This is a genomic window from Paraburkholderia sp. SECH4 (assembly GCF_030511745.1).
Lineage (GTDB): Bacteria > Pseudomonadota > Gammaproteobacteria > Burkholderiales > Burkholderiaceae > Paraburkholderia > Paraburkholderia madseniana.
Genome location: NZ_JALOCP010000002.1, coordinates 473,742 through 495,257 on the forward strand (window position 1 = coordinate 473,742; position 21,516 = coordinate 495,257).

Below are 21,516 nucleotides of genomic sequence, written 5' to 3' on the forward strand. Positions count from 1 at the left end.
TCAGGAGAAGTGTCAGCCGCTTTCGGAAACGACGGCGGCCCCATCACTTTCGCGCATGGCCTCCGCTATTCCCGCGAACGACATCGGACGGCCAGTCAGAAAGCCCTGAACAACGTCACATCCCGCCTCTGACAACCAGGCGAGCTGCGCAGGGTATTCAACTCCTTCGGCGACGACCGTGAGGCCAAAGCTGTGTGCCATCGAGATAATGGCGGTAACGATCGGCTGTCCTGCGTGTGGCAGTGCCTTGACGAAGCCGCGGTCTATCTTGATCTGGTTGAGCGGAAATGACTGCAGATAGGACAGGGAAGAATAACCGGTCCCAAAATCGTCGATGGACAGGCGGATACCATGGGCGCGCAGTTGCCTCATCACGTTCACCGCGACTGACATGTTGGCCATGAGCAGGCTTTCGGTAAGCTCAAGTTCCAGCATGCCGGGGGGTAGACCACTATCTTTTAGCGCCTCAAGAACATCGTGCTGAAATCCAGGCTGTCGAAGTTGCCTTGCAGATACGTTCACCGAGACACTTGCGGCATTGCTCGCGTTGGCATTCCATTGTGCGGCATCGTGACAGGCGCGCCGCATAACCCATCTCCCCAGTGTAACGATGAGATCACTGTTCTCCGCGATCGGGATAAATTCTGCCGGCGAAATGCTGCCTTCCGATGAATGGGTCCATCGCGCAAGCGCCTCTACGCCAACAAGTTGTCCTGTCTGGCAATTGAATTGAGGTTGGTAGGCCAACTCAAGCGCCTCGCATTCAATCGCTCCCCGCAGTTCGCGCTCAAGCCAGGCGCGTCGCTGAGCCTCCTTCGTCATCTGCGGCCTGAACTCGACAGCGACGTTCTTCCCCCCGCTTTTTGCAGCGTACAAAGCAAGGTCTGCGCTGCTGACGAGTGATGCAACGTCGGTCGCATCGTCGGGGAACCGGCTGAATCCGACACTTGCCGTCACCGGAACGCTGCCGCCATGCAGCTCGAACGGCCGAGCCAGGACGTTGGTTATGCACTCGGCCGTGCTACGGCTACCGGCGCGGTCGGCGTCGTCGACAGCAAGCACTGCAAATTCGTCACCTCCAATGCGGCTGACAACGTCTGTCGGGCGCACGGCGTCGCGTAGAGCGGAAGCGACGGAACGCAGCAGTTCGTCTCCCGCGCCATGCCCCAGGGTGTCGTTAACAGTCTTGAAGTTATCGAGGTCAACCAACACCAGCGTCACGTGCGTCCAGCCACCGCCCCACGGTAGCAGGCGGGCCGCCAGTTCGTCGTAGAATGCCCGGCGGTTTGGCAAGTCCGTGAGAGGGTCTGTACGCGCGAGGTATTCGAGTTCCCTCTCTGCCTTTACGACGCGCGCTTTCATGCGCGACGTGACGATGGACGATACGCAGAGCGCGCAGATGCAAGCTGCCAGGAGAAAGCCGGCATATTGCCAAAGCTCTCGAACCATGCCTTCAGTGCTCGCGACAAGCACGACGGTACCAAGGACTTCCCCGCCCTGGATGACCGGATAGGCGACAAAAATATCTTTCAGGGAAAAGTGTTCCGGCGCGAAATTGCTTGCGAGCGTCGCTTCGTTCGCCTCGGGTGCCGAGATTCCCGCTCTGGCGTACCGCGCGTGGACACTGCCTTGCGCGTTAAACACCGCGACGCTCTCCACATACGGCACGTTGCTAAGTGGTCGAAGTATCTCGCGGGTTGTCTGATCGTCGTGAAACATCAGCGACGCGGTGATATTTGCTGAGACCATAGCTGCCTGCAAACGTGCGTCCGCCAGGAGAGCGGCGCGTAACGACAGCGCCTGGTAGGCCAGCAGCCCTGCGCTGGAAATCAGCAGGGCGATTGCGATACCAACGATATTCACGCGCCCCAGGGCGCGCGTCAGACTTGGTGTCTGTTCCTCATGAGACGTCATAAGACATTCCTTGCAAGGCGGAGCAGCTTGGAACTGAGCGACAGATGTCGGCGCAGCGCCTGCTGATTCTCTATGTCGAAACGGAGATGATTTTCCTCAGTGAACAGACGGATGACCGCAGTGTGGTCGCCGGTGTCAAAGTTGCTGATGACCAAAATCGGCTGATCCGACGAGACAACGTCTTTCACCGCATGAGACATTTGCTCCTCGCCTTCGAGCACGATGACATTGCATCTGTCCTGGCCGCTCCTGGACGGCATGGGAATTACGGACCACGCATGGCCGCCAACAGATCGCCCGTCGAGTTTCGAGAGCGCGGTGCCAAGATCGCTGTCCCTGTTCGCACAGACAAAGAGAGTGGTGTCAGACAGACTTCCTACGGGCCACGTGGTGAACTGGGTAAAGTTGAATATATAAGCTGCCTTCAATGCCGACTCATCCACCTGCGCGTGAACCGATCCCGCTATAAGCGCCCAGATAACGAAGGTGCATGCGCTTGCATAGAAAAAGGTGCGGGCGAACGACATTTCAGAACCCGTACACCAGCTTGACCAGGAATTCCCGGCTTTGCTGCGCTATGACGTCCTGCGTGAAGCCTGGGCCGGCGGGGTCCGCATATCGCGCGTTGGCGACGTTGTAGACAGAGAAAGAGACGTCTGCATGGGTGATCAGACGCGAGCTTCCGACGGTCACATTTCCCAGGCAATAGCCAGCCGCATGCCCCTGTTCCGCGAGTCGACTCGATACGCACTGAATCTCCGTGCCAATCCGCGCAATGTTTTCGAAGACGGGCAGCACGAGGTTCAGCTTCGCCAGGTTTCTGGGTGAGTTCTGCAGGACTGCCCCGGAGTTGCTGTCGCGAGCGATCTGCCATGAGTAACTGGCGCGTATCCTCGCATCACCAGCGAATCTTTGTTCATAGGTCAGTTCTGCGCCGTTCGCGTTCGCGCGATTCACGTTTTCGAAGATGTAGAGCCCGGATGGCGCGGTCGTCTCTGAAATCAGGTCGCGAATGTCATAGTGGAACAACGAAAGGGTTGCGCGGCCGGATTTTCCGATCTGTCGTTCGTATATGAATTCATTGGTTGTGATGTGCTCAGCCTTTAGCGAGGGATTCGCCATCTGTCCGCCGGCGCCCGGAACCGCGTAGTAAAGCTCGTAGGCGTTGGGCGCCCGGTAGGCTTGCCCATAGACAAGCTTGAACGTGTCTCTCGGGGACGCCTTGTACTCAAGAGCCAGTCGCGGGCTGACATTCCGGCCCGAGACGGTTTCCTGGTCATAGCGAAGCCCCGCATTCAGCGAAAAATTCGCCGGTAACTGCAATTCATCTTCGGCATAGACGCCCTCCCGATTGCTGCTGCGCTGGTCGTTCAGAAGTAGCGAATACGGGTCTACGTTGTAGTTGTACTGGTCACGCTGAGCGTCGCGTGTGTAGTCCACCCCAAAGACCATTTTGTTCTTCGGAATCGATGTAAGGGTCGCGTGCACGTCGCCACCGTACCAAATCGCGTGATCACCGTCGACGTTCTCCACCGGCCCGGGTGCGTAAAGGCTCGGGCTACGGTAGTCGTAACGCCCCCAATAGACTTCGGCCGCAACCTGTAACCCATCGTTCACAGCGTGGTGGAACGAGCCGTTGATAAAGCTGTGGGTATCGGTGGTGCTATAAGGCGTGTCGAAAATCGCTCCGTACGGGGCGTTCGGCACGCCCTTCGTCCGGTTCCCGTAGGCCATGCTCAACCCGAAATCCCCGTACGCAAACTTTGCAAGGAAGTCCTGGGCCCGGTCGTAGTCCAAACCTTGCGCGACACCATGATTCTGATCTGCTGTGTCGAATTCCGGGTAGTAGAGGTCCTGTCCGCTCCGGACGTAGGAGCTCGCCGAAAGCACAACGTCTGCGTCGTTACTGCCATGCCAGCCATAGCTTGCCCGCGCCCGTTTCTCGCCGAAGCTGCCTGCGGCAACCGCCACCTGAGGCCCCTGAAGGGTCTTCCCAGTTTTGGTAATCACGTTGACGATGCCAAACAGCGCGTTTGAACCATATACCGCTGACCCCGGGCCTGGCACGTATTCAATACGCTCGACCATGTCCATGTCGACCGGGAAATCCGTACCGATCGGGGCCTGGTCGTACACGGCGTCGTTTATCCGCACGCCGTCAACCAGAAGCAGGAACCGGCTGTTGTAGTCGCCTGGGCGCTGGAAGCCGCGTGCCCCGAGATAGGCGTAGTCGCGGTCATAGCTGACATAGAGCCCTGGCAGCGAGGCCAAGGCATCGGCGAGCGTTCTCCAGCCAAAATCCCGGATGTCCTTTGCCGTCAAGACGACGACAGCAGCAGGCGCATCGGAGATGGGCTGATCGAGCCGGCTGGCCGTGCTGACCGTTACCTGCATCAGGTCTTCGAGCGGGAGTGCTGCTAAATCCGCATCTGCACGCTGCGTAGGGTTGCCATCCTGAACGGGTTCGGTTGCAGGCCGTGCGTCGGCTGGCCATCCTGCCACACAGGCACTGGCTAGCATCGCAAGGTGCAGAACACGCAGGACAACGCACGAACGGTCACGCAAACAATACATATTGGAACTTTTTACTCAACACTCTTGCGAAAGGAGACTCTTCCCTTGTTCTTATCGGCCCGAGGGCCGCATTCTTGAGGAGGCGTTCATCCAGGACGTCGACGGCGGGCGCGAACTGGGTTGTGATAGCGAAGTACTGTGGGAGATTGACGCTCCCCGAACGCTCGCCAGTCGAACCCGACACACTTCTGTTTTTCCCGTCAATCTCCCGTTTGTCACCTCAACGTTCCCGAGCAATCGCCGTTAACAGGTAACCAGGTGTTCGCTTTACCAGATGGGGTTGGCGATTTTGCCTGCTCGTTGCTATCGATATGAGAGGTTGGCAAACATATGAAACTGTCTTTTGCCCAGAAGCTCGCCATGACCGCACTCGTCGCGGTGGGGGCCGCGCAGGGTGTGGATGCGCAGACTTTGCCGGACAGTGGCGCGCGCGCTGCCGTCATTGCCCAACCAGGCACGGCGACGGCACTGCCGGCCACGACGCAGGAACAGCAGGGGCAGGCCGGTGTGTTGACAGCCGACGAGGCGAAGCAATCCGCCGCCGGCAACGTCGCCGAGCTGCAACAGATGATCCGTGGTTCGGACCTGAGCGAGTTGCGCACGACCTACAACGGCGGCTATGGCGCGAGCCTGCTGTTTTACGGCAAGGAGATGACGTACTACGTCGCGCTGTTCCAGCAGAAGAATTTCTGGCGTGTCATCAAGACGCAGGACGCAACGCGTGCTGACATGATCTACAAGGATTTTGTGCGCCAGACGTTGCAGCTATCGGATGTCGAGATTCGCCGCACGCGGCTCGAGGCGCAAAAGGTGTTCACCGAGCGGATGATCGCGCTGTCGCAAGACCGGGCGAACCGCCTGCAGGCCGACCTCGATGTGGCGCATCAGCAGCAGAGCATCGTCAACAGTCAGCAGCAGCAGACGCGCGCCGAGGCGACCGTGCTCGCGCAGCAGAAAGCGGCCGCACAAGACCAGCTACGCGCCCAGCAGCGCGAAGTGCGAGAACTGCAGCGCCAGTTGGACAGCGGCTTGCCGAATTCGCACTGAGTGAGCGCCGACCCCTGCAGGAACACGACCCCGTCCGGTTTGCCGCGCAGGGTCGTATTCGTTCACCGATCGACACTCGTCATTTCAGAACGATGGCCGAGGTCATCGTCATCGCGATGCTGATCTTCTGCACCTCACGTGACCCGGTCCGCTTTAAGTCCGGCACGGTACGCTGACCTGAACGGTGCGGGATTCATGCGTCGGTGCCTCGGCGGCGGGGTACGTTCAGGTTGACCCACTCGTAAGCATCGTGCCCAAGCCTGCCCACTTCGCGCCACACGGCGAAGGGAATCTCCTGTCGGGCCGCGTGCCGATCAACGAGACCCTGGCATGCCTTTGTCATCTGTCGAAGCAGCACAATCGCATGCGTTTCAGTTCTCCCCCCGTGCTGGTCGAGCGCCGTCTTCGCCTCGTGAGCCCGTTGAAACATTGCCCGCCATTGGGAATCCCGGATTTCCTGAGCGTGAGTGCCGCGCTGCGCGAGCGCGCTCGAAACAATGTAGAGGTTTTTGAGCGCCGTGATGACTTCTGGTGGCAACACAACGCAGCCTTCGCTGCAGCCCGGCTGCGTGCGCGTCATCGGCATGTCCTCGACAGGTCCGCCAGGGGTGTGGCCGCGAAATCCGTTGTCGACGAAGCCGTGCAACCTCTTGAGGAACGGGCGGGATGTGAGATGTTAGCCAGCCGGTGTAAGTCTGGACTGGGTAGTGGTGTTTGTGAGATGCCGTTCGAGGTGGCGCTCATGCGGGCGTGACAAGTGTTGTGGATGAGAAATTCGCTGGACTGTTCAGGTCGCTTTCTGCCTTTCGTGCAGATGTGGCTACCGGATGGGGGGCAATAGTCGGCTTACGTTAGTGCTTGCGGCCAAAGCACGCCTGGGCGGCTTCGAAGGGCGACAGGCCCGCGCCGAAATAGCCGCGAAGACGCCGCATGGTCGCGGGGTCGGGATGATAGTGCGGGCGGATAAATCCCGCTTCAATGGCTTCGCCGTACCAGGCACGCGTCCACTGGTCCAGGCCCTGTTCGTACATTAGCGATACGTATTTCGACTCGTTAAACATGATGATTTCCGAAAGCTCAATAGACGCGTTCGCCGTACATGACGACGCCGGTCACTGCTGTAGTGAGACACTACAGCCCGCGACGGGCGTGCCGAGCAGGTTGAGCAGCGCGCGGAGTCGTTGCCGGTCCTGCACCGACAGTCCTGGGCGTGCCAGCAGGCACTCGATCTGCGATATCCAGTAGTCGCGACGGATAAGTCGTGGGCGACAAACCAGGGCATTCAGTGCCTTCTCCAGTTGTCCAATCTCGGTCTTCACCATGTTCACGTTTATCTCCTTCCGCAATCTTCTGAAATCCGGAATGTCACACGGGCTGTCGTGGGTCGCAGCAGACACCTCATTCGTAAGAGATCAGTGGCTGTTTCCATCATCCTGATCGACCGTCGACGGCGCTCAGGCATCCGCCGGGACGCGACACACGCTACATGTGACACAACATCCGCTACAGGTAATTCAGCCATATCACCATCAGGACGTAGGTGAGGACGAAGAGCCAACCCAGAGTGCGATTAGGCCATGTCGACATCGGCTTTCTCCATCGATACCGGGTGGTGAGTACGTGTGCTCATTTCGCGCTTTCACAACGGCTCAGCAGCAGTCCAACGCGTCCAGCCGCTTTGTCCATCTGCGCCGGTGACGCGCAAGGCGCGGGAGCCGTCGGTGAACGTCAGGCATTCAACGCGAAGACGCCGGTCTGCGTCAGTACCATGTGCGTGGACATCGCCGCTTTCATGCCTGAAATGCAGCTTGCCTTCCTGCAAGAGGTCCAGCGATGACTGATCTCCTGGGTTTGCGCGTTTACGGTCCCATCGGTTCAGGAGCGTCGCGGCAATTTCGGCGTCGAACATGTTGAACTTTCCTCAGCGGGCAGATAAGGGTGTCAGCCCGAAGCATCTTGAAGTGTGTGTCTTGGCCGCTTTGAAACGCGTGATCGCGCCCGGGTATCGACGCTCTGTTCGTTCGATGCGCCTGGTGCAACAGCCATACGTCGAATCCCCTGATGGCGGTCAAACAGACGAGGTTTGGGAGCAATGGCAGCCACAGTTTTTGGGCAAACGTTTGCCGTTCCATGTTCGACCCGCCGCAAGGGTTTGAATGAAGTCAACGTGTATTACGGCATCCATTCTTATATTTTGACCGGGGTAAACCCTGTGTCAGCATGCCATCCGCATGGGAGCCAGACAGTGCAATAATCTGCGCTGCACAGGTTCTGGCATGGCCTTCGGAACAGCCAGAATCCTTCAGCCGACACGACCTGTCGGCTTTTTTTCGCCAGCGTGTGGGCGAGCGCTCGTGCGAATCTACGGACTCGGAAGGGTCTTTCCATTGGAGAATTCGTTGATAGCGAGCACGGCCACTGTGGGTTGCGAGCCGGTACATCGACCAGTTCGCCGAGCGAGCATGTTGCGTGCACTGCGAAGGGCGCATCTTCGGGTATCCGTCGCAACATGGTGTTCCTTGCGCTAATGACTGGAGTCGTCTCTGGCTTCAACGTTGGACAAAGGGGCGTGCGATCCTTCGGTGCCGGCACCGAAGGATGCAGTTTGCTTTGCCGGCCAGTCAGCCGTGATAGGGGCTGCCTAAAAACTGTTCCATTCGTCAGCCTTGGCGGTTTGCGCCACCAGAACGGGCTGCGGAGCGGACCGCTTCACGGCTGGCTTGGCCGGCGCTCTGGCGCGCGCCGGAGCCGCCGTGTGCATCTGCGCGCCAGCCCCCCTGCCGGGGTCGTGCGAAACGTCCAGCCTGAACATCGAAACAGCGGCTTTCAGATCGCTCGCCTGCGACTCGAGCGCACCGGCGGCGGCGGCCGCCTGTTCGACTAGGGCCGCGTTCTGCTGTGTGACTTCGTCCATCTGCGTGACGGCCTGGTTGACCTGGCCAATGCCCTTGCTCTGTTCCTGTGATGCAGCGGTGATTTCACCCATGATGTCGGTCACGCGCCTGATCTCGCGGGTGATCTCGTGCATCTTCGTTCCGGCTTCCTGTACATGGCTGGCGCCTGTCCGCACCCGTTCGACGGAATCGTGGATCAGCTCCTTGATTTCCTTGGCTGCCGCCGAGGAGCGCTGCGCCAGCGACCGCACTTCGGAGGCCACCACCGCAAAGCCCCGTCCCTGCTCACCCGCCCGCGCTGCTTCGACAGCAGCATTCAGCGCAAGGATATTGGTCTGGAAGGCGATACCCTCGATGATGCCGACAATGTCGGCAATCTTGTCCGAGCTGGTGTTGATGCCCTCCATGGTTTCCACCACCCGCGACACCACGGCGCCGCCCTGTTCCGCCACCTGGGCGGCCTGCGCAGCAAGCTGGTTGGCCTGACCGGCATTGTCGGCATTCTGGGTGACGGTCGAGGTCAGTTGCTCCATGCTGGACGCCGTTTCCTCGAGCGAGGCGGCCTGCTCTTCGGTGCGTTGCGACAGGTCCTGGTTGCCCGCCGCAATCTGGTGAGTAGCGGTGGCAATCGAGTCGGCCGAAATCTTGATCGTGCCGATCGTTTGCGTAAGTTGCTCCTGCATGCGCTTCATCGAAAACAGCAGGCTCGAGCGGTCATCCGGTGCCGTCTTCACCACGGCAGTCAGATCGCTCCTGGCGATCTGGTCGGCAATTTCGGCGGCGTAGGACGGCTCGCCCCCCAGTGAGCGTAGGATGCCGCGGTTGAGCAGTACCACCACAGCCGACAAGGCCCCGGCAAGGACCACCAGAATCCCGAGGCTCTGATACATCGACGAGCGGAATGCCGCATCGATGTCGTCGACATATAGACCCGTCGTGAGAATCCAGTCCCACGGCTGGTAGGTCACGTTGTAGGCAATTTTCGGAGAGGCCTCGGTGGCTCCCGGCTTCGGAGCGCTATATGCGGTAAAGCCCTTGCCGTCGCGCTTGATGACAGCGACCATATCTCTGTATTGGTGAACGCCGTTCGGATCCTTGTAGTCGCCGACGTCCTTGTCATTCATCTCCGCTCGCGTCGGGTGCATCAGGACCCTCGGCTGCGAATTGACGATCATGAAATAGCCGTCCTCGCCGTACCGCATGTTCCGGATGCGGTCCATGGCCCGCTTCTGGGCTTCCGCCACGGGCATGGCGCCAGCGGCCGCGTCTTTGCCAGAGGTCGTGACAACACTCAGGGCGATCTCCGACGCGTGTATCAGGTCGGCCTTCCGCTCCTCCAGCCGCATTTCTCTCGTCTGGTAAGCGTTATAGATCGATATTCCAGCGAGACACAGCAAACTCAGGATGAGTGGCAGCCAAAGCTTCTGGACAAAAGACAGTTTCATATCTATGCAACCCTTGCGTTGAACATGTCACGAGCAGGCAAAATTGCCGCCCGTATAGAGGCTTGGACGCTGCTGCGGCAAGCAGCCAGTACTAGCCATTTATTCTTTGACGTGAAACTGAGATCTTGTGCCGCCAAGGCGGCTATGCATGCGAGGTAAACTTCATGCATACGTCGGCTCAGGATGCCGGCATTGAGCCGAAAACGAATCTAGGTGCATGTTTATCGGTTCAAGCCGAGCGGACTTTATTCGAAAAGGCGCAATCAAGGATTGACAAAAAAGAGGCTGGCGAGCGGTGTACCCGTGATGCGAAGATCCGCGGAAGGGATCGGCCACGACTACGATGCCATTCGCGCTGCACTGCAGACGCCCTACGTCAATGGGATGGTCGAAGGCCACGTCAATCGCCGGAAAAGTTCTGAAGCGCCAGATTTCTGGACGTGCCGGCTTTCAACTGCTTCGCGCGCGTGTGCTGAATCACTTTTCCTTCACGCCAGGAGGAAGAGTGGGTCAGTTTTACATCGGAGTTATCAAAACTGTAATCGCACGGTTCGCTTTGCGTCAGCTTGTCGGAGGTAAGTTAGTGAAGTGAGCCCCTATCTTATGCGTAGTCGCCGTGAACCAGCTTGACGCCATGCGTATGTTTGCAAAAGTCGCCGAATCGCTGAGCTTTGCGGCTGCGGCGAAGCAACTCGGCGTATCCAGTGCCGTTGTCACACGAGGCATTGCGACGCTAGAGGCGCACCTCAACACACGCCTGCTCAACCGGACGAAGCGGCGTATATCGCTTACCGAGGCGGGTCAAGCCTACTTGCAAGGATGCACGGAACTGATAACGCAACTCAACATGTTGGATGCGAGCGTCTCGTCCGCGACGCAGGAGTCGGTCGGCTCGCTGAAGATAGCGGCTTCGGAGTTCTTTGCTGCCACCTACCTCAGCGATTTACTGACCGCATATCACGCTGCAGAACCGGGCGTGAGATTCGAAATGACGGTCTTCGCAAGCACGCAGGATCTTGACGGCAACGATCATGACGTGTGGTTCAGTGCCGAACGCCGGCTGCGAGATTCGTCGCTGATCTGCCGCCCGCTCACGCAGTGTCGCGACGTGATCGTTGCGTCGCCAACGTACCTTGCGCGGCGCGGTCCGCCAGAGGTCCCGCAGAACCTTCCCGACCATAACGTTCTGCTCGCGTCGAACGTAGCGACTCGCCACTGGGAATTCCGCGATGCTCACGGTCCCCGTCGAGTCGCCGTGCATCCGATCTTCACTTCGCCCAATCTGATGGCGGTAAAACGGGCAGCATTGGCGGGTCTCGGCGTTGCGCGCCTGCCGCGGCCGCTGATCGAGTCGCAACTGCGTGCGGGCGCGCTCAAGCTGCTGCTTGACTGTTTCGATCTCGAAGGCGACGAGCGCACTATGTGGATGCTCTATTCGGGGCGTCGTTACATAACGCAGCGCGTGCGAAGTTTTGTCGACTTCGTTGTTGCTCGCTATCGGGAGCCGCAGATCTTCTGATAGCAGCAACCATCGTCGCAAAGGCGATGGGTTGTTTAGGTAAGTGTTCAGGAGATAGAGAATTCAAACTCTGCGGGGTACCTACCTACCCATGGGCGCAGCAATTTCCCCTTTGCTTAAACCATAAGGTGTCGACAGTTGTCCCCGGCTCGCGAACTCACAAAACGTGATTGCAGCAGTCGCAGCGCATGGGGTGGATGTGTGATATTGGCGCCAGAGCTGCCTGCCGATAACTTGTGCCGACAGGCAGGTCAAGGTCGAGCGGAAGATCGAGCCGACCAATGAAGCAACGCACCGATAAACTCGTGCGCCAAAGCAACTTTACATCCGAGCTATGCCTGCACCCACTATCACTCCGCCCGCCGTCGACCCACTTCGGCCCGTGAGTCCAGCCGATCTCAACGGCGGCCTCCAAAGATGGATCGGTCGTTCGTTGACCCGCATGGCCAGGTGCGGCAGCCGGCCAATGTGACGGTGCCATGAAAATGCCAACGTACGCAATCGCACACTTCTGCTCGGTTTGGTCTTCGGGCTTCGCGCCCAGAGCACTATTTTTCAGAAGCACGTCCCTCGACTGACAAAACCGGCGCGGAACGTGCCGGCCTGTACGGCCCGCCGATTTGATTGCGCCGGACCGCATCCTTACTTGCCAGCCACCTCATTGCAGCCATCCGGTTTCCTGATGGCGGCCGTTGCACGTGTTGCAAATTGGGGGTACGTCATGAAACGAATCTGTGCCGCATTCCTTGCGGCAATGCTGAGCGCTACGATCGCGTCAGAATGTCAGGGCCAGTACACGACTGACTGGATAGCGAATACGTTTGGGACTAACGCCACTCACGTAGGTAACGCCGCGCGTTCGATGTGGGTTGCGCCAGAAGGCACCATTTACACCGCTTCCATGTGGGACGAGAACGAGGGCGGCATTGCGATCTACAAGAGTGGTTTGAACGCCGGCAGCCTTGGCGCGCATGGTGAACCACAAGGCAGTGCCATCACCGGCAATGCCACCAAGCTCTGGGCACCGCGCCAGTGGGGACGCGTGAACGGGGTCTACTCGAGCGGCCTCGTGATCAGATACGACCGGGTGACGGGAGCGTTTGACCAGAGCATCCAGGTCTCGTGCGACACCACCGAGCGGCGCGCCGATGTGATCACCGGTATCGCCACCTGGTCCCACTTCTGGATGGCGAGCGACAACCCGTGCGCGCGCATGCGACTTTACGACATCAATGGCACCTGGCTGCGTGACATTGCCGTGACTGACCCCGGTGCACTAGCGTTCGACGGCAATGGCAACATCCTCGTCGCCCAGGAGGCAGAGGGCACCGTCCTTCAGGTCAGCCAGACCGGCACGATCCTGCATACGCTCACCCTGCCCACCGGCGAAGTCCCGCATGCGCTCTACTTCGACCCAACCACGCAGTATCTTTGGATCGGCGACGCAGGACCGGACCAGAATGCGAAGATCTACGACACGCGCACGTGGACACTGAAAAGCACGTTCGGGGTGACGGGTGGCTATCTGGATACAACGACTGGTACAAAAGGGCAGGTGGGGAGCCTGCGCTTCGCGCGCATCGACGGCATCGGCAAAGACTCGGCCGGCAACCTCTACATCCTTTCCCAGCCGTGGGGAGGCTCATGGGACCATGGCCGCACAGGAGGCACAGACCTCTACGCATACAGCCCGACAGGCAAGCTCCTCTACAACCTGCGTGCACTGAATTTCGAGGCGATAGCCGCCCCCGATCCGGCGACTGACGCAACCCTGTTCTATTCCGGCGTGAACATCTATTCAGGCACAGGTAGTGCGGACTGGAAGTTTGTCGCCAACACCGTTGACCCGTTCACGTATCCGTCCGACCGCCGCCTCGACGTGACTTACCGGGGTCGCGGCCTGCACTTCGGCATGATTGCGAGCGCAGGAACGAACAGGGTGCTGGTCGCCACTGACCAGAACCCCGACGGCTTCTACTTCTTTCACTTTGACCCTGCCCAGGGCTACACTGCCGTCCCGGATGGGGTATTGCCGGGCACGCTATTCAATGCCACTGCGCTAGTTCGCAACGGCTTCTGCCTCGACAGCAGGGGCGACGTGTGGGCCGGGCTCGACAAGACGAACCGGATCTGGCACTGGCCGCTGACCGGGTTCGATGCGAACGGCAAGCCGTCATGGGGAGCGCCCGTAACCGTGCCGGTTCCTGCATCGATCGGTGACCTGAGCCGCATCATCTACCTGCCCGAAAGCGACACGATGATTCTCGGGCAGCGGATCACGGGCAGCACTGACTGGACCGGCATCGGAACCCGCGTAGAGGTCTACCACGGGTGGCTCGCCGGCAACACAACCAACCCGAACCCGGTTATCACGCTCACCAGCGCGAATCCGAAGTCCGTCACTGCTGCTGGCAACTACCTGTTCGTTGGCTACGTCCACACCGTGCCCAACATCGATGCCTTCAACCTGACGACGGGCAGTTTGGACAATACGTTCATCAACAGCAACCCCAGCAATGTGTACGTCGGCAATGACATGGATTCGATGTACGGTCTTAGATCGTACCTTCGATCGAGCGGGGAGTACGTGGTCACGAAGGACAACTACAACGGCACCAGCATCGTTGTTTATCGTTGGACTCCGTGATCACCCGTGCCCGTCGCGCCTACTCCACCGGCCTCAGACCAGCAATCTGGCAAATCGCAGCGCGCAGACAACCACACGCCGCCAATGGATCGTTGACCGATGTACCGTCACAATGCTGTAGATCTGGCTGGATTTGACGAGACGACGGTAGACAGTTGTTTTGCGAAAAATCGAGTTACTTCAATGGGTTATGGCCGTCCTGAGACGTGCTGAGCATCCGCTCCACATACCGCGCAATCAGATCGATCTCCAGATTGACCGGCGAACCCTCGCGCAAATTCTTCAGCGACGTCACCTGCACCGTGTGCGGAATCAGATTGATCGAAAACTCACAGCCATCGTCGCGATCTTTAATCGAGTTGACGGTCAGGCTCACGCCGTTGACGGTGATCGAGCCTTTATAAGCCAGATAGCGGCCGATCTCGCGCGGCGCCAGCACGCGCAGTTCGTGCGATTCGCCGACCGGCGCAAAATACGTGACCGTGCCGAGGCCGTCCACGTGGCCTGAGACGATATGACCGCCGAGCCGGTCATGCGCGCGCAGCGCCTTCTCGAGATTGACCTCGCCGGTCTCGCCCAGGCCCGCCGTGCAGTTCAGGCTTTCGCGCGACACGTCGACTTCGAACGAATGCGCGGTCTTTGCCACGACCGTCATGCAGGCGCCCTGGATCGTGATGCTGTCGCCGAGCTGGACGTCTTCGAGTTCGAGGCCGCCGGCTTCGACGTTCAGGCGCACGCCCGCGTCACCATCCGTGCCGAGGGGTTTGACTGATTCGATGCGGCCCACCGCCGCGACGATTCCTGTAAACATCGTGCTAGTCCTTGATCAATTCGAAGTTGGTTGGGGTGCGGGCTCGGTCCCGGCTTCGGGTGCAGGATTCGGCACGGCGCGGGGCACAAAGCGCGCAAGAATCCGCAGATCGTCGCCGATCCGGTCGACTGCGTGGAAGTTCAGTTGCGTGCGGCCGTCGAGCGTCTCCGGCGCGTTCAGATTGAACATGCTCATCGAGTCTACGCCAAGCAGGCTGGGCGCAAGATAGACCAGCAGTTCGTCGACGCAGCCTTCGCGCAGCAGCGAACCGTTCAGCTTGTAGCCCGCCTCGACGTGCAGTTCGTTGACGTTACGCTCGCCGAGTATTTTCAGCATGGCGGGCAAATCGACCTTGCCGGACGCGTTCGCCAGTTGCACGATCTCCGCGCCGCGATCGCGCAGTGCGGCGGCTCGTTCAGTGTGACGTTCGTCGAGATTGCCGCAGAAAATCAGCGTGGGTGCGCCGGCCAGAATCTGCGCGTCAGGCGGCACGTCGAGCTGGCTGTCGATCAGCACGCGTTGCGGCTGGCGCGGCGTGTCGACGGCACGCACGGTCATGCGCGGGTCGTCTTCCCGGACGGTGCCGATGCCCGTCAGAATCGCCGACGCGCGGGCGCGCCACGCGTGACCGTCGGCGCGCGCCGCTTCGCCGGTAATCCATTGACTGACGCCCGAGGGCAAACCGGTGCGGCCATCCAGCGAGGCGGCCACTTTCATGCGCACCCATGGGCGGCCGCGCGTCATGCGCGACACGAAACCGATGTTGAGTTCGTGCGCTTCGTTGGCGAGCAGCCCGCAACGCACTTCAATGCCGGCGTCGCGCAGCATCTTGAGACCACGCCCGGAGACCTGCGGATTCGGGTCTTCCATCGCCGCGACCACGCGCTCGACCTGCGCTTCGATCAGCGCGTTCGCGCACGGCGGCGTGCGGCCGAAATGGCTGCACGGTTCGAGCGTCACGTAGGCCGTGGCGCCGCGCAGATCATGGCCGCGCGAACGCGCGTCCTTCAACGCGCGCACTTCCGCGTGATCCTGGCCGGCCGGTTGCGTGAAGCCTTCGCCGATCACCTCGCCGTTCTTGACGAGCACGCAACCGACGCGCGGATTCGGGTCGGTCGTGTACATGCCGCGCTTGGCTAGTGCGAGCGCGCGTTCCATATGGACGAAGTCGGTTTGCGAAAACATCGGTGTCCGATCGGGTGCGGTGGCTAGGTAGTGTTGGGCCTGGGTTTCGGCGGTTTCTGCGTCTCGTTCTGTGTCTCGCCAGCCTCAGGCCGCGAGCGAGGTGAACGCGCCGCGCGCGGCGTCGATCGTGGCGTCGATGATCGCGTCGTCGTGCGCGATGGAAACGAAGCCCGCTTCATAGGCCGACGGCGCGAAGTACACGCCCGCGTCGAGCATCTTGTGGAAGAACGCATTGAAGCGCGGCACGTCGCTCTTCGTGACTTCGGCAAAGCTGGTGGGAATCGACTCGGTGAAGTAGAGGCCGAACATGCCGCCAAGCGAATCGGCCGCGAACGGCACCTTCGCTTCGCGCGCGACATTCGCGAGACCTTGCGCGAGACGCGTGGTGCGGGCGGAGAGGGTGTCGTAGAAGCCGGGCGCCTGAATTAGTTGCAGCGTTTTCAGGCCCGCGGCGACCGCGATCGGATTGCCCGACAACGTGCCAGCCTGGTAGACGCCGCCGAGCGGCGCGAGGTGAGCCATGATGTCGCGCCGGCCGCCGAAGGCCGCGGCCGGCATGCCGCCGCCGATCACCTTGCCCAGACACGTCAGGTCTGGCTTGATGCCGTAGACCTCTTGCGCGCCACCCAGGGCGACGCGGAAACCGCACATCACTTCGTCGAAAATCAGGACCGAACCGTACTCGGTGCACAGGCGCCGCAAGGCTTGCAGGAATTCAGGCGTGGCGCGCACGAGGTTCATGTTGCCCGCCACCGGCTCGACGATCACCGAAGCGATCTCGTTGCCGAACGCCTTGAACGCTTCTTCGAGTTCCGCGACGTTGTTGTACTCGAGCACCGTGGTGTGTTTGGCGATATCGGCCGGCACGCCCGCCGAAGTCGGATTGCCGAACGTGAGCAGGCCCGAGCCGGCCTTGACCAGCAGGCTGTCCGCGTGGCCGTGATAGCAGCCTTCGAACTTGACGATGCGGCTGCGGTTCGTGAAGCCGCGCGCGAGACGCAGCGCGCTCATGGTCGCTTCGGTCCCGCTCGAGACCATGCGGACCTGCTTGATCGACGGGACCAGTTTGCAGATTTCTTCGGCGATTTCGATTTCGGATTCCGTCGGCGCGCCGAACGAGAAGCCGTTGGCCAGCACGCGCTGGACCGCTTCCAGCACTTCCGGGTGGACGTGGCCGAGGATCATCGGGCCCCACGAGCCGATGTAGTCGGTATAGCGTTGTCCGTCCGCGTCCCAGAAGTAGGGGCCTTGCGCGCGCTCGATGAAGCGCGGCGTGCCGCCAACCGAACGGAAGGCGCGGACCGGCGAGTTCACGCCGCCGGGGATGGTGCGCTGCGCGCGTTCGAAGAGGGTCTGATTATTGGACATGGCGATGGCTGGAAATTGGGTTGCGCAGCGGCGCGGGTAGCCTGGAGGCGGCTGGCGCGGCGCTGGGATGAGTACAGAAATTGTACCGGAGTCAGCGTGAAGAGGTTTTGGGTATGCCCAAGCCGGCGGATGTGTCGAGCTTTGGCGGCTTGCGCTTGCCCGTGAGCTCGGCCCAGCGCTTCTCCAGCGCGCCTTCCGCCATGGGCTTGATCACGGTGCCCGAACTCTGCGCGTCCCACGTTTGCACCGAAAACGGATGCGTGCGCAACATCTCGCGTGGAATCACGACACCCTCGTGTGCGTCGACCACCCAGTCGTAGACGAAGTCGATGCACAACCTGTAGCCGCGCTTCGTCGCCGGGTCGGGGACTTCGTACGGCGCGCGCGTCACGTAGCCCGAGCCGAAAATGCCCTTGGGTTCCTGCGCGACACGGTGCAGGAACACGCGGTCGCCCGGCAGGATGCTGCGGGCAAATCCGCAACCCCATACATCAGCCACCGCTACGCCTGCGGCGACCCGTTTCGCCACGTCGGGCAACTCGGGCCACGGCCATTTCTTGGGGCTCCAGATCAACAGGAAGGCAGTCATGACAAGGTCGGAACAGGGCAGTGTGGAAGGCGTAGCGGACAGGTTTGTGTCACGCCCCGAAGCGTTCTGGCGGCAGCTTAACCGATCGACGGCGCGCTTGTCGCGGGGCATGAACGGCCCGTTATCATTCGGACCTGGACGCCTCGGACGGTTTAGCTGTCGCGTACAATCGAGGTCGTCAAGCTGCTGCTTTCCCTGTTTCACCGCGTGTCGCTGCCGATGAGGGCGCGGCGCTTCATCTGGATTCCCATGTCTCACGTCACCCGAAGCCGGCCCGATGGCCGGCTGATTCTGTTGCTCGGTGCGCTTGCCGCATGCGGGCCGATTTCGATCGATATGTATTTGCCGAGCCTGCCGACTATCTCGCAGGCATTCGCCATCAGCAACGGCGCCGCGCAAACCACGCTCACCAGCTTCATGTTCGGCTTTTCGATCGGCATGCTGCTCTATGGTCCGTTGTCGGATACCTATGGGCGCCGGCCCGTGCTGCTCGGCGGCATCATCATGTATGCGCTGGCAAGCGTGGCCTGTGCGCTGTCGTTTTCGATCGGATCGCTGGTGATATTCCGCTTCGTGCAGGCGCTCGGCGCGGGCGCGGCCTCGGTGCTGGCGCGCGCGATCGCCCGCGACGCGCACGGGCCGACCGATGCCGCGCGTGTGCTGTCGATGCTCGCCATCGTCACGTCGATCGGGCCGTTGCTCGCGCCGCTGATCGGCGGACAGTTGCTGTTGCTCGGCGGCTGGCGCGTCGTCTTTATCGTGCTGACGCTGTTCGGTACGGTGTGCGCGGTGACCGCTTTCCTCAAGGTGCCGGAAACGTGGCCGCCCGAAAAGCGTGCGCATTCAGCGCTGCTGAAATCGTTCGGCGCCTATGGCAAATTGCTGCGCGATCCGGTCGCGTGGGGGCACATGCTGTGCGGCGGGATGGCGTTCGCGTCGATGTTTGCGTACATCACCGCGACGCCGTTCGTGTACATCGAATATTTCCATGTATCGGCGCAGCACTATGGCTTTCTGTTCGCGCTGAATATCGTCGGCATCATGTTCGGCAACTTGATGAATACGCGTCTCGTCGGCCGGCTCGGTTCACTGCCGATCATTTCGTTCGCCGCGACTGTGAGTTGCATCGCGTCCCTGTTCGTTTGTCTCGTCTCGCTGACGGGGTGGGGCGGGTTGTGGTCGATCGTTTTCGGTTTGTTCTTCGTGGTCGGCGTGGTGGGGTTGTTGTCCGCTAACTGCACGACCGATCTTATGCATCGGTATCCGTTGAATGCCGGCGCCGCGGCCGCCGTGTTCGGCGCGGTGCAGTTGGCGCTCGGCGCGTTGGCGAGCCTCGCCGTCGGACTCTGGCAGGATGGCTCGCCCAAGGGCATGGGCATCGTCGTGGGCGTCGCGGGCGTGCTGTGTTACGTCGGGCGGATTCTGGTAGTCAAATGGCACGGGATGAAGGTACCTGTCGCTGCTGTTTGACGGCATCGCGAGCAGGCATTCTTCGCTAAACGCGGATCATTGTTCCTTAGCCGAAACGCGCGGCATGCTTGCTTCTTCATCCTGCGCGAACAATGTGTCTACGGAAAACACCAGGTGTTGCGTGCGCGCGACCGTGCGTTTCAATTTGCATTGCTATGATGGCGTCACTGTTCCTCGGAGCGGCAATCATGGCGATCAGAGATTTGATGAATGGCGAACGGCAACATGCTGCCTTCGCTGAAGCGCAGAAGCTGGCAGACAGCGGCGCCTATCACGATTACACAGACATCGAATACGTCTTGCGCTTTGATTACGGTTTGTCTGATGTATCGGCGCTGCTCGACAGCCAGTTGATGCATCGCGACCTGAATCGCCGTTGCGCCGATGCGCGTGAGAAGCTGGATGCGCTTAGCGTGTGACGCGTCTGACGTGGGCGGTGAGTGGCATGCAGCGTCCTGTGCATAGCCACGCGCCGCGAAGGCGCCATCCACTTTGGAGTTGCATTCATGGCCGTTAGCCAGCACGACCCGCATTTGCCGCACATGGACAATCCCGCTGGCCTGGCAAAACCGGGTGGCCATTACAGTCACGTCGCGATTGCGAATGGTTTTGTTTTCGTCTCGGGACAGTTGCCGATCAACGCACAGGGGGAGAAGCTTACTGACGCCTCGTTCGAGGTCCAGGCCGAGCAGGTGTTGGCGAATGTTCAGGCTGCGCTCGAAGGTGTCGGCAGCAGCATTGCACAACTGGTGCAGGTACGCGTCTATATCGCCGACGTCGAACACTGGGCGAGCTTCAATCAGATCTACGCGCGTTGGGCAGGTGAGGCACGGCCGGCGCGGGCCGTCGTGCCGGTTCCACACCTGCATTACGGGTTGAAGGTCGAGGTCGAGGCGACCGCGCTGGTTTAAGTCGTTGTGGTGTCGAGGCGTTGCGACTCAGTGAATGATGAGCCCGTTGAATTGGGCATTGCCCACACCGGACGCGATATTCACGCCGACATTGCCGCTCACCGCCGCCAGTGAGCCGGCACCGAGTTTGGCGGAGGTGCTGCCCGTCACTTGCGCGACGGCATGCACATTCTGTTGTGAGGTGATCGTTGCTTGCGGTGTGGTGATGAGGATGATCTGGTTGGCCTGAGCATTCAGCGCACCGGCTGAGACGTTCACGCCGATATTGCCGCTTGCGCCTCTCAGCGTATTGGCGCCCAGGGTAGCGGCGGAGGCGCCCACTTTCGCGCTGCCGCCAACGTCCTGCAGATTCGACAGCCTGGCCGAGCCGAATACCGCTGCGCTATCGTCGTCGGACAGCGCCGTTGACGTGCCTGCAAGCGCGGACGATGCGCCCGCGCTCGCGGCAACCCAAATTAGTGCACAGGCTAAAGTACTGACTTTCATGAGCAACTCCCTGGCGTGCTGACGCACAGATAGTCTTGATATCGACCATGGGAGCAAGATGTTGAGGGAGGGGTTCCCCTTAGTGCGGGTGGTGCCGAGAGATTGACTGATACGACCTTGGCCAGGAACGAGCTTGGCCAGAAATTACCACCTCCCGCGGCCGCCGTAATAACCGCCGACGCCAACCCCCACGCTGACGCTCGGGACGGCATAGTAGCCGGGCGCATATCCGTATGCCGGTGCGTAGCCATAGGGTGGTGCAACCACACACCCGGTAAGGCCCACTGCGAAACCTATCGTTAACAGTAACTTGAGCATGGTTCCTCCCTCTTCATGAGTTGGAGGAGCCGGGCGCAGCATTCGTTCGGCCTGGCTTGTGACAGCAAATTACGCAGCCTCGGTGCAATCGGGCTTTATTTACAGTTGCTTACCCGTTCGACACGTTGCGCATTCGCCGATGGGCGGATTCTTTGATGGCCAGAAATGAAAAACGGGCCGATCGGCCCGTATTCATTGATTGTCTGGCGGAGGCGGTGAGATTCGAACTCACGGAAGGATCACTCCTTCGCCGGTTTTCAAGACCGGTGCCTTAAACCGCTCGGCCACACCTCCAAGCCCTAAATTGTAACCTGAAAAATCCTCGTTGCGGCGCTCGG

The 21,516-nt window shown here is 60.4% G+C and carries 19 protein-coding genes, 1 tRNA gene and 1 pseudogene; 8 read left to right on the top strand and 13 right to left on the bottom strand.

Annotated elements, in window-relative coordinates; all coding sequences use genetic code 11:
- Window positions 1–12 precede the first annotated feature (12 nt).
- The 3 genes from M0D67_RS05075 to M0D67_RS05085 are packed head-to-tail and all read right to left on the bottom strand — an operon-like array spanning window position 13 to window position 4,308.
- A complete protein-coding gene (locus tag M0D67_RS05075; protein WP_154560912.1) occupies window positions 13–1,914 on the bottom strand; it encodes an EAL domain-containing protein in 1,902 nt (633 codons plus the stop codon).
- The gene (locus tag M0D67_RS05080) at window positions 1,911–2,441 is read right to left on the bottom strand and encodes a YfiR family protein (RefSeq protein ID WP_154560914.1); all 531 of its coding nucleotides are present in this window, start codon (window positions 2,439–2,441) and stop codon (window positions 1,911–1,913) included. The genes M0D67_RS05075 and M0D67_RS05080 overlap by 4 nt, the downstream gene beginning before the upstream one ends.
- A 1-nt stretch (window position 2,442) precedes the next feature.
- Complete coding sequence (locus tag M0D67_RS05085) at window positions 2,443–4,308, bottom strand: TonB-dependent siderophore receptor (protein ID WP_233468792.1); 1,866 nt, start codon at window positions 4,306–4,308, stop codon at window positions 2,443–2,445.
- A 510-nt stretch (window positions 4,309–4,818) separates the two neighbouring features.
- Between M0D67_RS05085 and M0D67_RS05090 the strand changes: the two genes are divergently transcribed.
- Together M0D67_RS05090 and M0D67_RS05095 are read left to right on the top strand one after the other, a co-directional pair.
- Window positions 4,819–5,535 carry a DUF2968 domain-containing protein gene (locus M0D67_RS05090; protein WP_154566948.1) on the top strand — a complete coding sequence of 239 codons (717 nt, stop codon included), beginning with the start codon at window positions 4,819–4,821 and terminating at the stop codon, window positions 5,533–5,535.
- 250 nt (window positions 5,536–5,785) lie between these two features.
- Window positions 5,786–6,289, top strand: a complete 504-nt coding sequence (locus M0D67_RS05095; RefSeq protein WP_154566947.1) for a hypothetical protein — start codon at window positions 5,786–5,788, stop codon at window positions 6,287–6,289.
- A 97-nt stretch (window positions 6,290–6,386) separates the two neighbouring features.
- Here the strand turns inward: M0D67_RS05095 and M0D67_RS05100 are convergent, their stop codons facing one another.
- The 4 genes from M0D67_RS05100 to M0D67_RS05115 form a co-directional block, all read right to left on the bottom strand.
- A complete protein-coding gene (locus tag M0D67_RS05100) occupies window positions 6,387–6,596 on the bottom strand; it encodes a hypothetical protein (protein WP_233465180.1) in 210 nt (69 codons plus the stop codon).
- A 51-nt stretch (window positions 6,597–6,647) separates the two neighbouring features.
- Window positions 6,648–6,857, bottom strand: a complete 210-nt coding sequence (locus tag M0D67_RS05105) for a hypothetical protein (RefSeq protein WP_154566951.1) — start codon at window positions 6,855–6,857, stop codon at window positions 6,648–6,650.
- Between the two features lie 317 nt (window positions 6,858–7,174).
- The gene (locus M0D67_RS05110; protein ID WP_154566946.1) at window positions 7,175–7,444 is read right to left on the bottom strand and encodes a hypothetical protein; all 270 of its coding nucleotides are present in this window, start codon (window positions 7,442–7,444) and stop codon (window positions 7,175–7,177) included.
- A gap of 732 nt (window positions 7,445–8,176) precedes the next feature.
- Window positions 8,177–9,874, bottom strand: coding sequence for a methyl-accepting chemotaxis protein (locus M0D67_RS05115; RefSeq protein ID WP_154566945.1), 1,698 nt, complete (start codon window positions 9,872–9,874; stop codon window positions 8,177–8,179).
- 318 nt (window positions 9,875–10,192) lie between these two features.
- Between M0D67_RS05115 and M0D67_RS05120 the strand changes: the two are divergent.
- The 3 genes and pseudogenes from M0D67_RS05120 to M0D67_RS05130 form a co-directional block, all read left to right on the top strand.
- Window positions 10,193–10,355: pseudogene (locus M0D67_RS05120) on the top strand (ISL3 family transposase); the annotation flags it as partial.
- A 153-nt stretch (window positions 10,356–10,508) separates the two neighbouring features.
- Window positions 10,509–11,393: a LysR family transcriptional regulator gene (locus M0D67_RS05125; protein ID WP_171927799.1), complete on the top strand. Its 885-nt coding sequence runs from the start codon at window positions 10,509–10,511 to the stop codon at window positions 11,391–11,393.
- 721 nt (window positions 11,394–12,114) lie between these two features.
- On the top strand, window positions 12,115–14,040 hold the full coding sequence (locus tag M0D67_RS05130) for a YncE family protein (protein WP_171927798.1): 1,926 nt from the start codon (window positions 12,115–12,117) through the stop codon (window positions 14,038–14,040).
- Window positions 14,041–14,215: 175 nt separating this feature from the next.
- On the opposite strand, the gene M0D67_RS05135 is transcribed toward M0D67_RS05130, so the two are convergent.
- The 4 genes from M0D67_RS05135 to M0D67_RS05150 form a co-directional block, all read right to left on the bottom strand.
- Window positions 14,216–14,851 carry a riboflavin synthase gene (locus M0D67_RS05135; RefSeq protein WP_154559919.1) on the bottom strand — a complete coding sequence of 212 codons (636 nt, stop codon included), beginning with the start codon at window positions 14,849–14,851 and terminating at the stop codon, window positions 14,216–14,218.
- 15 nt (window positions 14,852–14,866) lie between these two features.
- Window positions 14,867–16,036: a bifunctional diaminohydroxyphosphoribosylaminopyrimidine deaminase/5-amino-6-(5-phosphoribosylamino)uracil reductase RibD gene (gene ribD / locus M0D67_RS05140; protein ID WP_154559920.1), complete on the bottom strand. Its 1,170-nt coding sequence runs from the start codon at window positions 16,034–16,036 to the stop codon at window positions 14,867–14,869.
- Window positions 16,037–16,120: 84 nt separating this feature from the next.
- A complete protein-coding gene (hemL, locus tag M0D67_RS05145; protein ID WP_266237605.1) occupies window positions 16,121–17,404 on the bottom strand; it encodes a glutamate-1-semialdehyde 2,1-aminomutase in 1,284 nt (427 codons plus the stop codon).
- Window positions 17,405–17,495: 91 nt separating this feature from the next.
- Window positions 17,496–17,993, bottom strand: a complete 498-nt coding sequence (locus M0D67_RS05150) for a hypothetical protein (RefSeq protein ID WP_154559922.1) — start codon at window positions 17,991–17,993, stop codon at window positions 17,496–17,498.
- Between the two features lie 249 nt (window positions 17,994–18,242).
- Between M0D67_RS05150 and M0D67_RS05155 the strand changes: the two genes are divergently transcribed.
- The 3 genes from M0D67_RS05155 (at window position 18,243) to M0D67_RS05165 (ending at window position 20,374) form a co-directional block, all read left to right on the top strand.
- Window positions 18,243–19,463, top strand: a complete 1,221-nt coding sequence (locus M0D67_RS05155; protein ID WP_154559923.1) for a Bcr/CflA family multidrug efflux MFS transporter — start codon at window positions 18,243–18,245, stop codon at window positions 19,461–19,463.
- Between the two features lie 188 nt (window positions 19,464–19,651).
- Window positions 19,652–19,882: a hypothetical protein gene (locus M0D67_RS05160; protein ID WP_054037416.1), complete on the top strand. Its 231-nt coding sequence runs from the start codon at window positions 19,652–19,654 to the stop codon at window positions 19,880–19,882.
- A gap of 87 nt (window positions 19,883–19,969) precedes the next feature.
- Window positions 19,970–20,374, top strand: a complete 405-nt coding sequence (locus tag M0D67_RS05165; protein WP_154559924.1) for a RidA family protein — start codon at window positions 19,970–19,972, stop codon at window positions 20,372–20,374.
- Between the two features lie 27 nt (window positions 20,375–20,401).
- Here the strand turns inward: M0D67_RS05165 and M0D67_RS05170 are convergent, their stop codons facing one another.
- Both M0D67_RS05170 and M0D67_RS05175 read right to left on the bottom strand, forming a co-directional pair.
- Window positions 20,402–20,860 carry a hypothetical protein gene (locus M0D67_RS05170; protein ID WP_154559925.1) on the bottom strand — a complete coding sequence of 153 codons (459 nt, stop codon included), beginning with the start codon at window positions 20,858–20,860 and terminating at the stop codon, window positions 20,402–20,404.
- A gap of 522 nt (window positions 20,861–21,382) precedes the next feature.
- A tRNA-Ser gene (locus M0D67_RS05175) sits at window positions 21,383–21,472 on the bottom strand.
- Between the last annotated feature and the right edge of the window lie 44 nt (window positions 21,473–21,516).